General features: G+C 36.3%; 11 protein-coding genes and 1 pseudogene. All 12 read right to left on the bottom strand.

The features are described 5' to 3' along the window. Nucleotides 1-194 precede the first annotated feature (194 nt). Nucleotides 195-1133 carry a Dyp-type peroxidase gene (locus AB1278_RS02050; RefSeq protein WP_343639257.1) on the bottom strand — a complete coding sequence of 313 codons (939 nt, stop codon included), beginning with the start codon at nt 1131-1133 and terminating at the stop codon, nt 195-197. An 18-nt stretch (nt 1134-1151) separates the two neighbouring features. Then, nucleotides 1152-1868 (bottom strand): ABC transporter ATP-binding protein, encoded by a 717-nt coding sequence (locus AB1278_RS02045; RefSeq protein WP_202840078.1) that lies wholly within the window; start codon nt 1866-1868, stop codon nt 1152-1154. A gap of 3 nt (nt 1869-1871) precedes the next feature. Beyond that, nucleotides 1872-3338 carry a DUF5687 family protein gene (locus AB1278_RS02040; protein ID WP_429812092.1) on the bottom strand — a complete coding sequence of 489 codons (1467 nt, stop codon included), beginning with the start codon at nt 3336-3338 and terminating at the stop codon, nt 1872-1874. Between the two features lie 332 nt (nt 3339-3670). Next, a complete protein-coding gene (locus AB1278_RS02035; RefSeq protein ID WP_429812090.1) occupies nt 3671-4063 on the bottom strand; it encodes a hypothetical protein in 393 nt (130 codons plus the stop codon). A 371-nt stretch (nt 4064-4434) separates the two neighbouring features. Then, nucleotides 4435-4785: a hypothetical protein gene (locus AB1278_RS02030; RefSeq protein ID WP_429812087.1), complete on the bottom strand. Its 351-nt coding sequence runs from the start codon at nt 4783-4785 to the stop codon at nt 4435-4437. 169 nt (nt 4786-4954) lie between these two features. Then, the gene (locus AB1278_RS02025) at nt 4955-5308 is read right to left on the bottom strand and encodes an enoyl-CoA hydratase (RefSeq protein ID WP_429812084.1); all 354 of its coding nucleotides are present in this window, start codon (nt 5306-5308) and stop codon (nt 4955-4957) included. An 18-nt stretch (nt 5309-5326) separates the two neighbouring features. After that, entirely contained in the window at nt 5327-6415 is a 1089-nt protein-coding gene (locus tag AB1278_RS02020) for an RHS repeat-associated core domain-containing protein (protein WP_429817321.1), read from the bottom strand. A 129-nt stretch (nt 6416-6544) separates the two neighbouring features. After that, complete coding sequence (locus AB1278_RS02015; protein ID WP_429812081.1) at nt 6545-6985, bottom strand: hypothetical protein; 441 nt, start codon at nt 6983-6985, stop codon at nt 6545-6547. Beyond that, nucleotides 6982-7980 (bottom strand): annotated as a pseudogene (locus AB1278_RS02010) (RHS repeat-associated core domain-containing protein); the annotation flags it as partial. The pseudogene AB1278_RS02010 and the gene AB1278_RS02015, both read right to left, overlap by 4 nt. 205 nt (nt 7981-8185) lie before the next feature. After that, entirely contained in the window at nt 8186-8734 is a 549-nt protein-coding gene (locus AB1278_RS02005; protein ID WP_429812078.1) for a hypothetical protein, read from the bottom strand. 20 nt (nt 8735-8754) lie between these two features. Then, a complete protein-coding gene (locus AB1278_RS02000; protein ID WP_411414561.1) occupies nt 8755-9291 on the bottom strand; it encodes an STM3941 family protein in 537 nt (178 codons plus the stop codon). 12 nt (nt 9292-9303) lie between these two features. Further along, nucleotides 9304-12996 carry a DUF6443 domain-containing protein gene (locus tag AB1278_RS01995; RefSeq protein ID WP_429812075.1) on the bottom strand — a complete coding sequence of 1231 codons (3693 nt, stop codon included), beginning with the start codon at nt 12994-12996 and terminating at the stop codon, nt 9304-9306. Nucleotides 12997-12998 lie beyond the last annotated feature (2 nt).

Raw genomic sequence — 12998 nt, 5'->3', positions numbered from 1 at the left:
TAAGGCAGATAAGGTTTAGCAGATGAAATCTGCCCTGAAGCGTACGCTTAATCATCCGTCTTTGACGGAATTTTCTTTGCCCCAAAAATACCCAGAATTAAGATGTATCTTCTGTGCGTTTTAACTATTCTGTATTATTGATTGCAGCAGCTTCTCCATTAAAAAAACTGTCTTGAAAGAGACAGCCTTAAATTTTATCCTGAAAATTCATCAAGCATATTTCTGGTAGGAACAAAGAAAAGCGTTCCTGTAACTGCTGTGCTGAAATCTAAAATTCTGTCATAATTTCCCGGAGGATCACCGATAAACATATTGGTCAACATCTTTTTTGTTGTTGTAAATGTACTTGAATAGGCAATAAAATAAGTTCCGAACTCATTGGTAGAGGGATTTCCGAAAGGCATATTATCTCTGACTATTTTCAATTCTTCACCGTTTTCGCCCTCGATATTGGCTAAAGCAATATGTGAATTTGAAGGTTTTACAGCATCAGACATTTCAATATCATTCTCTTTTGATCTTCCGATTACTTTTTCCTGTTCTTCCGTGGATAAGCCTTTCCAGGCATCCATATTGTGAAGGTATTTCTGAACAAAAAGATAGCTTCCTCCTTTATACTGAAGGTCTTCATCTCCTACTTTTCCAAAATAATCACGGTCATCACCATGCGGATTTTCCGTTCCGTCTACAAAACCAAGAATGGAACGTGCATCCCAGTATTTGAATCCATGAACCTCCAGAATACTTTCGGCCACTGAGCTTAATAACCGGGAGATCTCGACAGCCATATCAAAAATCAGGCTTTTATTATCTGCTCTCAGATGAAAATGAAGATCTCCGGGAGTAGAAACAGCCGTATGTTTTGCCCCTTTTATTTCTTTAAAATCGATTAATTCTTTCGGCGGAGGTGTTGGAAGTTCCAGTTTTTTCCATGCTTCTGCACCAATTCCCATGACACAGCTTGCTCTGCTGTCCGGAAAGCGGTTAAACACCGAATTATTAAGATTTAAAACCAAAGCACACAGTTCCTGAAAAACTTCTTTCAGCTCAGGGCTGTCATTAAGTTTCCAGACCATGAAAATCGTATTGCTATTGGGATAATCTGTTACATTCTGTGATTCTATCGTATTCATACCTGTTTTTTTGTGGTATTAAATATCCGAAACTGAAACCTGATCTGCAAAATATTGTTCCAGATCTTTCAAGGTTTCCGGATTGGTCTGAATATCTTTTACCAACACCCCTTTGTTCACAACCACGATTCTGTTGCAGACTTCTGTAGTATGGGAAAGATCATGGCTGGAAATAAGGAAAGTAACACCATCCTGTTTTGATAACTCCTTGATCAGGTTTTTAAGCTTGATCTGGGTAGACGGATCGAGGTTGGCAAAAGGTTCATCAAGAATAATAATCTCAGGATTTCCAATAATAGCTCCTACAATTCCTACTTTTTTCTGATTTCCTTTTGACAGGTCACGGATATATTTTCCTGATTTCAGGATTTCTCCATTGAAAAAATCGTGGAAAGGCTTAAGGAATTCGTCTACAGAAGCTTTGTTCTGGCCTCTCAGCTCTCCGATAAAGTAAAAATATTCTTCAGGCGTAAGATAGCCGATAAGAAAAGTATCATCTACAAAGGCTGAAACTTTATTTTTCCAGGCTTCAGATTCATTAACCTTAATTCCGTCAATGCTTACAAATCCTGTCGTAGCCTGAATCAAATCCAGCATAAGGCTGAAAAGCGTTGTTTTTCCTGCTCCGTTGTTTCCCACGAGACCAAATGTTTCTCCGTTGGGAATTTCAAGATGTTCAATATTGAGAACGGTTGCTGTTCCGTATGTTTTGGATAAATTGTGTATGTTGATCATGGTTTAACTTATATTTTTAAATGCATCCAGTGTGCTGTATTTTTCTTTTTTGTAAAGTTTTACAATAATATCAAAGATCTTCTCCCTCAGGAAAAATCCTATAATTCCGATAATTGCAATACTGATTACTCCTCCGGTAATGCCCCACAAATATTTTGTTAAGGCAAATACACCCATCGGAAGTAACATTTTAGGAATCAGCAGAAGCATGGCGATCATATTGAAGCTTCCTTTCTGTCCCAATCGTTTCTCTTTTGAATTCAGGTCGATCTGAGTTTTATTGAAAGCTCCGGACCACAAGGTAAATTGAGAATTCACACCGATATTATATAAACCTGCGGCAAAAAATGTAACGTAAACTTCCCAGCCAAAATAGGCATAACAAACCGCTATAATCACAGAAACTCCAGTTACAATATTCATCAGCCACCATTTTGCTTTCAGATATTCTTTGTAAGGAACGTTCAGGGTCATCATCAACGGATAGTATGAACTGTCAAAAGCGGGAACTCTCTGTCCAAAAAGAAACTGGAAACCTCCTGTTACAAAAAGTCCCATAAACATCATCATAGCGGGTGTTTTATACATTGAAGAAGTAAACATCAGCAATCCGTAGAACAGAAACATAAAGCTGCCCAGCAAAATTCCTTTGGGTACTTTATTACGTCTCAACATTTTAATATCATTATTGATAAATGTCCCGATAACGCCGTATTTATTCAGGAAGGCAATATTTTCTGTTTTCCCGACCGTCTTCTTCGCTTCAAGCCCCTGATCCAGATAAAACTCCTGACGCAGGTAACGGAAACATATCCACCACAGCATTACGAACAAAACAACAGGGATCAGTACAACGTATGGCTTTTCATAGAAACTAAAGAAAACCGATTCAGAATATGATAAAACCGGAACAATATTGTAATATCCCAACGCTCCTATGCCCAGAAAGCATATTCCGATAATCACCGCCAGGGTCTCTTTACCGTTGAAAAAAATGTTGATAAAATTATTCAGGTACAATAGTGAAATCACTCCAATCAGCCACACCATGATTCCCAAAATACTATATCCATTGAATATGGCAATCAGTGAAAAGGTAATAAAGAACAGAGAACTCAGCCAGCTGAATGCTGAAAGAAAAGTTTTGGCCAGCATATAATTGACCAATGTATTCTTCCGGATATTCATCGTAAGGAATGGCTTCATGTTCTGTGTGGGAACTTCCTGCCAAAGGTATTTAAGGACAAGATCAATAATCCAGGCAACAATCATGAATTTTGAAACCACCTTTACAGGATTCTGATGCATTTCCTCCTGCACGTAGAAAAAAGCAATAAAAGCTCCCCCAACAAGGCATCCTATAAAGTAAAGAATTCCTATGAAACGGAGAATTTTCATGGTCAGATTGATCCCTAAAGATGTACCACGGAAAAAGCTTTTAATTTCAAGCTTAAGGAACTTTAGAAACATATGTTAGTTTTTTACATTAGTCAATATAATGCAAAATATGTTACAGATTTAATCAAAAGTAAAATGAATTTCCATAAAAGATAAAGATATATTATGTTTTTTGTAGTATCAAAGTAGGAGAATAAAACTTTTTACAATAAATTTTTACATTCATAAAGAGCTGTTTATTTTATAAAAATAGAAAGAGCAACCGTTATAGTTACTCTTTCTCTGAATATTTTAATTGAGATTTCCTTTTGTAACGTTCATGGATATTGCGTGCCAACATGTCTGAAACATTACCGAAAATGAACGAGACGCTCACTCTAGTGGGGACTTTGCTCAGTGTTTTTTTATTCTATAATCTTTTTATAACAATTCTCCCCATCATGGTAGCCAAAGCAAAGTACAATATTCTTATCTTTTTTCTCAAAAAAAGTAGTATAGGTCATATCAGTATCATTCACATCTTCTGGAAAGGCAATTAAATCTTTATCAAAATTTAAATAAAAATCATTAAACTTTATTGTGTTACCTTCTAATTTGTATTTCGAATTGTAATTCAACACTTTCTTCCCTTTTATATTGTAAATTACTCTGTTATAAACCCCTTCCTTGTTAATCGTTAAAGTGTCATATGTATTTTTGTATGATATGGGTGAATATTTTCCATATATATCTTCATTACTAATATTTTGGCACGAAAATAAAAAAGGTAATAAAATTAAACTTATACTTTTCTTCATATTTATTAATTTTAAGTTGTTCGATTTAAAATCTAGGACTTGTTAGTATAGATGGTGGTGTTATAGCTTGTTTAAAAATGTTCTTTGAGGTTGGGCTAATTACTCTTTTTTGAATTTCGGAGTTGCTTTCAGTCCATCCTTTTCCATCAACCGCTCCCGCACGAATCCTTTCGTGTGGTTAAAAAACTCTTTATACCCATTCTAAAATAATACTATCCTCTCCAAAGAATAGTTTACTGAATTATTTAATATAAAGCCACACGATACAATCGTGCGGGAGCGAGGATATTGCGTGCCAACATATCTGAAACATTACCTATTATACTTAAAGACACAAATAATATGCTCTTCATTAACAAAGGATATTATTTTTATTGATTGATATCCCGCCATAATATTCCTAATATTTTGGTCTCTTTGTCATTGATAAATATGGTGAAATCCTTTTTGTTATAATCAAAGTTGCTAATAATTATTTTTTTACTATTAGATTGATTAAGATTATTTAATAACTCATCATAGCCTTGAATTTTTAGACTTTCATTTACAGTATTATTGATTTCATTTCTTACTGTATATATAGAATTTGCCTTATTTTTATCAATAAGAATATATTCAAGTTTATCTATGGACTTTAAATAATTATATATGGTTGCACATAAATAATTATCACTTTGCTTTTTAAATAAATTTAATATTTTTTGAAAATTGCTTGTTTCCATTTATTTTACGACTATTGGTATTCTCCTATTACTATTCCAGGAATCAACATTTTTTGTTCATATTTGCCGCTACTTTATAATTTTCAGATTATAAAACCACTGGAAGACAGTGGTTTTAATTAATTCATTGGATATAAATTGTACAAAAATTAGCTTGGATTAACCATTATTATTTCATTAAATTAAATTCGTTATCATCAATTTCTCTATCTAAATATCCAATAACTTTATCAAAATTTTCACTCAAATAATATATTCCATAGTATGTTTTTCCTAATAAGCTCACTAATCTTAATTTATTTCCAGTATAATTTTCCAGGTTTAAGATCAGAGTACCCATTTCATCAGACAACTTATTATTTCCTGTTCGAGTAGCAGTATACTGTCTAATTTTATATACTCCAATCAGATTTTCTCTTTCAAAATTATTACTATTACTAATCTTAACTTTATAGTTTTCAAAAGTTTCTAAAAATTCCCTTTTCTCTTTAATTAAGTTAAAAATTTTTTCTTCAGTTAACAAATTTTTGATGTTTTATTTTTATCTGGGTAAAACGTACTCAACTTTCGCTCCATATACTACGCCTGGAACTAACCATTCCGCTTCTTGTGGATTATACGGATTAGGGAGTACTGTACCAACTTTAAATTTTTTAGAAATGATAATTCCTGGAATTCCATTTTCATACATTGCTACGCCTGTAGCAAAATCTCTAGCAGATTCTTTACTTGTACTCCAACTTGTCCAGATACTTAAATTATCTCCTCCGGCGTGTGCTTCCATGTCACTGTGAGGTCCCCAAGTTGCAGCAACTTGTCTGTAACCATTTGGTATAGCAATACCTTGTGATGCTTCAAAATACATAGAGCCTTTAGCTTTCGACGAAACTCCTCGATATAAGGTAATCATTTCACCTGGCTCTGAATCGTCAGTTGTCGTCGTAGCAGGAACATTAAATGGTAGATCTCTTGCCCAGTTATATTCTGGATCTTTCATCATGACAGGTGTTAACACGGCTCCTAAAGTTGCTGCTCCTACGGCTACTGACGTTACCTCTATAGCTGAGAAAAATTCGGCAATTCGTATTGGTTCTCCAACTTCAACTGCCCTGGACACCTCAGCTCCTCTTGTAAGCGTTAAAATATCAGCCCCTTTATTTCTGCCAAACAAACGATCCCACCAATTGCTTACTCTTCCCCAGAAACCAGGCTTAGGTCCTTGTACAGTTCCTTTGTTATTTCCTCCACCGGTACGACTTCCTTGTTTAAATTCAGGAGTAGAAATAAAACTTCCATTCATCCCGGCAAACCAAAAGGACCCTTCAGGAACATTACTGATAATTCCTCCATCATAAGGAACACTTCTCATCCCATCAGGATCAACAAACATAACAGGATTATCTGCCCCATAATGATATGGGCTAAATCGTCTGAAGCCTTCTGCTAATGGATCTGTGGTTCCCCATCTTCCTAAATCCGACATATACATCCTGGCACCATAATCATACATTCCGTTTTCCTGAAGTTCTTTGCCATTATATTTATAGCTGTAGAAACTTCCGAAACCTGAAGTGCTGAACGAGCCCGAGATATGGTTCAGCCCAAAAGGGTAATAATTGTTGGTATCGATAATTTCAGGAACGCCTGCGCTATTTTTGGCAAAACTTACCCTGGTATTTCCAAGATGGTCTTTTTACCAACAAATCTGAAACACCTGATATGAACGCTAACACTAGCTTGCAGTTTGTTGCTTATGTATTTAATCATTTTTTACAAACTCGTATTTTAGCATTTCATCAGGATCACCTTCCCATATAAAAATATTCCAAGGTGGATTATTTCCATTGATACCTTGCCCTGAGATATAAAATAAAATTTCCCCTTTTGTTCCCTCGGGTAGATTATATTTTATAGTAATTCCATTGTCTATATTATCAATAATACCACTTTCTACATTTTCTGTAAACTGCCAAGTTCCTTCAGTATTTAATTCTCTATTTTTATTTTTTGGAAAACTACTGATTTTATAATGATCGACCCCTTTCAAAATACAAGTTCCATTTTTATTTAGTTTGATATATGCATTATCAGATGACTTCCAAGTACCTATAAAATCTGATTGTTTTGGCTTAGTTTCACCACAACTATATAGCATAATTGTTAATAGTGTAATTAATAAATATTTCAATTTTGTTTTCATTTTAGATATAATACTTCTGTCCAGTGAAATGATTGAGTAGTTTTAGACCCCCAACCTGTTTTAAATTTTTCATTAATAAGTTTCCCCGCTGTCTGTTGCCAAATTGGAAGATAGCCAAGCACAGGAGGGCGGGACGCAGATTGCATTGTAGAAGAATTTTCAACATGAAATGAAACAACTACACTCTTATTATATGCTGCTGCCGTGTATTCTAAGTTATAAGATCCTAAATATGTTACTGCTAAATTCCCTGTTAACCCGCCTGTTAATAACGTTGAATAATCTTTAAGATAAAGCCCAACTCCTTTTATACCACCTAGCTTATAAGAATTTGACCCCTCTAAACTACTTTGACTTAAAGCCACTTTAGATAGGATAATATCCCTAGTGGCTTGCACATGACTATGTTGTCTTAACATTTCTGTCATTAAGTCTCCATTAGTAAAATCTCGATGTCTTGGACCTGTTCCTGAAAGCCACTCTACACCTAATTGCCAAGGAGTTATTTCTTTATTTGAAGGAAAATTTTCACGCCTTAATTTCAGCATGTTAAATTGTCCCACTTCAGTGACATTTGGGTCAGAATCCTCATAATCTGTCCACCATTTCAAAGTACCATTCTGATTAACCAATTCTCCGGTTCCTCCATTATAAAATGCATCCATCAGATCTGCATACGCTTGTGTCTGTCCAAATGGCGTATAATTTCCATTTCCACCACCATCCCAAGGATTTCGTCCCAGAAACTGCTGGTACATCTGTCTACCGCTGGTAAATCCTGGAGTTCTTCCCGAAGTATCAATAGTACCATCTTCGTTAAACCATCTTCCGTCTACATCAAAGTTTGAGATAGGGTTATTGGCTACATACGCATAGGGACTGGTAGAAAGATAGCTTTCTGCCAGCTGGTCTATCCCGTTCCATCTTCCCAAATCCGGCATATACTGTCTCCAGCCATAATCAAACAATCCTGTCTCCTGAAGTTCCTTCCCGTTGTATTTGTAGCTGTAGAAACTTTCGGATTAAACACCAACACATCTGAAACACCTGATATGATCTTCAATATTTTAAATAGCCTATTTTCTTCTATGCTTTATCCACAATATCATGGTAGATTGAGGTTTCTATTCATTTTTTAAAATTAGAGTATTGGAAACCAATACTCTAATTTATTACCAACCTGTTTGGAATATTATCTAATTAATATACTTTTGACAATGGAATAAAACTTAAGACAAAGAACGTGATAATTCCTACAATAATTCCTAAACTAATCCAAGCATGTTTATATCTTACTTTTTTAGGCTCTCTATCAAATTCATCAAAGTATTTTAAATATTTATTATTCTTAAACAGTAATCTCTCGTTAATAATCCAAGGCATAACTAACAGCCCTATTACAAATATCCATTTATAGGGGCTTCCTGGCTCCCAAAAGATTTGTATTAACGATTTCCCTAATATTGCCTGAAAAATATTAAATAATCCATATTCTATAAGAATTATTAAACCTCCCATTTGAATACCTGAAATAGTTATATTTTGTCCATATACACGGTTGTTTATTGCATTTTCACTAGCTAGTCTTATTTCTTCTGGTGAACTATTTTTCCTTTTGAGCGTATTTGCTATAAAAGGAATTTTATAAATCAAATCAAAAATTAGTGTAATAGGATAAGTTATTATTTGGGAAGCTTTAACTTCGAATAAATAAATAAAGTAGTGAATATAGTTCCAAGTTTTTTCCATGTATTTCTACTATTTTATTTTTACTTCGGAGCACTCTTATATTCATTATAATATTTGGAAATTGCTTTTTCGAGCTCATCAAAATTATAAGATAGTGTATTGGAAGAAATCGAAATAGGCGTACCATATGTTTTATATGTTCTCTCTAATATTTTTCTCTTTATACCACTTTCTTTATTTAAGTATTTATTGGGGTCTTTTACATTAATAAGTAAAAATTTTGTTGACATAACATCAATTTTTTTTATTGAGTTAATATCACTCCAAAAAATTGCACCTACACTCACATAGCTAGAATTATCAATAATTCCTTTTTCGTTTATTATTAGATTAAATTTCTTTGTGAGCAAGCTTTTTATTAAAATTATCAAGCATAATCCAAAGAACAATATTGCTACAATTCCTACCATACGTATGAATGTTACACTTCTAAATATAAAAGAAGCAAATTTGTGAGGACTAACGGCTAAAAAGATTCCTAATATCATAAATATCAGTGAGCCTGATACTAATAATATTAATTTTGTTTTACTGCTTTTTATTTCAATTGTATTCATTATTTATTATATTTAATAATCAGCTTTATTCAACACATTACTTGCCCAACCTTCTGCAATATCACCACCCCAAACTCCTCCTACAATGCCACCTACAATACCACCAACTGCAGCACCAATAATTGTTCCCTCAGGCCCAACAAGGGTTCCTATGAATCCACCAACTTTACCTAACGCCCAAGCTCCTGCGGCTGCTCCAGCCATTCCTCCAGCCACATTCGCTGTTGCTATCTGAGCCCTAACTCCAAACTTCCAATCATCTTTATACATCCCATATCCTATTTGTGCGGCACTGATTCCATACCCTACATAACCTGCTCTTTTGGCATATTTTCCAAGCATTTCAGTATGTCTTACATAATCGCCTCTTAGTCCTATTAAAGATCCTCTGGCTCTTCCAGCATATGCTGTACTTCTCATTTGTCCAAGATTATCAATCCAATATCCGCTATTATAAAGGGCTGTTCTTCGATCAGCAAGATATTTAAATCCTCCTCCAGCAGTACTTGCTCCCCAATCTGCCCAGTTTTTATAGGCATCTAATGGAATGTCCTTAAATTTAGCGCTATATCCTTTGCCAAGATCAATTTCTCCATATATATCTGTTCCACTATAAGCCGTTAAAGTAGGTTTTCCTATCCAACCTATAGCTCCATTATTGTCAAAGCTAAGCCCTGACATTGTTCCTCCATCTCTGAAATAGCTGAACATGGTGACTGCATCCTTTCCAGTAAAATTATATCCATCACCTCCACCGCCTCCTTGTCCGGGATATTGCCCCAGAAACTGGCTGTACATCTGCCTTCCGCTGGTAAACCCGGGCGTTCTTCCTGAAGTATCAATAGTACCATCTTCATTAATCCATCTTCCATCAGGGTCTGTATTAGAAATTGGATTATTGGCTACATATGCATAGGGACTGGTAGAGAGATAGCTTTCGGCAAGCTGGTCTATTCCGTTCCATCTTCCCAAATCCGGCATATATTGTCTCCAGCCATAATCAAATAATCCTGTTTCCTGAAGCTCTTTGCCGTTGTATTTATAACTGTAAAAGCTTCCGAAACCTGAAGTACTGAACGATGCTGAAATATGGTTCAGCCCAAAAGGATAATAATTGTTGGTATCGATAATTTCAGGAACACCTGCGCTGTTTTTAGCAAAGGTTACCCTGGCATTTCCAAGGTGGTCTCTGTACTGGTAAATATAGCGGTTTTCTGTGAAACTGTAATACCCCGCAGCTGTGGAGACAAAATCCAGCTTCCATTGGGGAGTGAGCGTTCCCGGCAATATAAACGATGCATTTTTATAAGCCTGCTGTTCATAGGCGCTTTCCGTTCTGCATTCAAGACAGATACCGCCTCCTTCGGTGTAGCTGTACTGGAAGCCATCCAGATAATCTGTGATACGGGTGGTAACAGTTCCTCTTGGCGGAGCACTGGAATAGGTTTTACGCAGCTTTGTTCCGTCCGCACGATAAAGATAGCTCATCGTGCTATTCATTATCTGCTCAAATCCGTTTGACTGCTGAACACTATACGCATTGGAAAGGTTCAGGAAATTGTACTGAACAGACTGAATTCCTTTATCCAGCATATCTTTCATATTTCCGTTCAGGTCATAGGAAATGATATTGTTTCCGCCTTCATATCCGGTATCGTTCAGAGCATTTTCTGTCACTTTCGTTAAACGGTTTCCGGTATAATTGTAGATCAGGTCATCCACCTGAGCAGATGTGGTGCCTCCGCTTGCAGGGAAAGCATTTCTCTTCAGGGTTTTAATATTTCCGTTCAGGTCATAGGTCACATATTCATTATAATTATTATTAAAAGGGACAGTGGCATTGGGTTCAGAATAAACCGCATCCTTTAGCCTGCCCAATGCGTCATACGCATAATTATATCTTTTCAGCACGTCCTCGGAAGCGTTTTTCCAGTCTACTTCTGTAATCATTCCTGAGAATTTCCCCGGAGCCACATTGGGATTTACCGGATTGGTATATTTCATCGCATACCCGAACAGCTTCCCGTTCAGATTAGAAGGGTCATTGATTTTGGTAAGCCAGCCCCTGATATTGTACGTATACTCAATATTCTGTAATGGCTGTGCCGGATTGGTTCCTCCCAGTTTCCTGTTTTTTACCTGTGAAAGTTCATTGTACTCATTCTGTACAAGAATTTCTTCAGGATTCGTATCCACCTGGTGTTTATGTACCAATAGCCTGTTTTGGTGGTCATAGGTGAAAGTCTGTGTAATTACTTTTTCGGGATCTGCTGCCAGCCTTTTGTGATACGCTTTGCTCTGTTTGGTAACGCCTGCAAAATCAAGCAATGATTCTGTTTTTGTATAGCCTCCAAGATGATTGATGCTGTATGAACCTACCGTTCTTCCTTTCTGGTCATAATAAATATAGTTTTTGGTCCAGTTATCATCTTCAATATTCTTTACAAGACTCATCACCGGAAGTCCTTTCGTACTTACTGCATTGGCTGCTGAATTATCAGATAGCGGCACCTTTCCCATAATGGAAGAAGGAAAAGCCGGATTGAAACTGTACGAAGGATAGGTGTCATAATAATTCACGGATAACAAAGTGACCCATTTGGAAGCATGGGGATATGAAGTGGCAGGATCATAAAAGACATCCATTCCCTGCCTGTTGAAGACAACCGTACTGGTCATTTTCACATTGTTATTGGTAATTCCGTCAACAAGTCCCTGTTCTGTTTTTCTGTCTCCACCGGTAGCTATTCCGGTAAAAGCAGCTCTACCAAACTGATCATATTTGGTGTACATCCACTGTCCTTTTTCTTTAAGATTGGCATCCTGCGAAGCTACCAGTCTGTTCTGGTTGTCATATACCATGTACTCCCAGCCTTTTCCCGGAATCTTTTTTTCCACCAGGCGTCCCCAGGTGTCATAGCGGTACTGATAACAAAGATCATTCAGAAGGTCGTCTGTAATAGGTTTGTGGAGGGTGCTAGGTGGAAGTACAAAAACCAATTGTCCAAATATATTATAGACATAGTAGGTATCTACCTGCTCAGAAGCACTTAGCATTTTCCTGACCAATATTGTTTGGCCTTTTTTATTTTTAAACTCTACTGTTTCAATCTCATCTTCATTTTTTACAGTACTTTTATAGAGCTGGCCGGGAGCGTAAGTTTCTGTTGGTGATAAACTCAGAACATTTTTAGTTACTCCATCCTCCCAGGTCGTGGAGATCAGATGTAGATAGACCTCACTGACCTTGTTGGTATCATATCCAAATTGTACCGGTTTGGTATTCCACTCATTACCGATGTTTTTTTGCTGCTGTAGTCTTCCCAGCGGAGAAGGTTCCAATACTTTTTCAGCATAGATTTTTTCACTTCCGTAAAGGGAAGCAGCATTGGAAAGCGGGTTGGCATATAAAGCCCCATTTTGTGTCCCTGACTGCGGTACGGGAAGGTAGCTTTTCACCTGTCTTCCATAGGCATCATATTCTACGGGAACTGCAATGTCTTTTCCGGAGGGTGTTGCTTTTACCGCTATATTCTGCCTGGCCCTTCCAAGCCCGTCAAAGTATTGTACGGATTCTGTTTTTTTGGAACAGTCTTCCGTTAAACAGTTTTTCTCGTAGATATAGTTTTCTGTCTGAGTAAAGTTGGTCTGTGCATAGGAAAAACCAACCACCAGCAAATTGAGGAGTAGGAGTATTTTTTTCATTG

It is taken from the genome of Chryseobacterium sp. NRRL B-14798 (assembly GCF_050470705.1).
Taxonomy (GTDB): domain Bacteria; phylum Bacteroidota; class Bacteroidia; order Flavobacteriales; family Weeksellaceae; genus Chryseobacterium; species Chryseobacterium cupriresistens.
The sequence above is the reverse complement of the archived record's forward strand: the minus strand, read 5'-3'. Positions and strand labels throughout refer to the sequence as shown.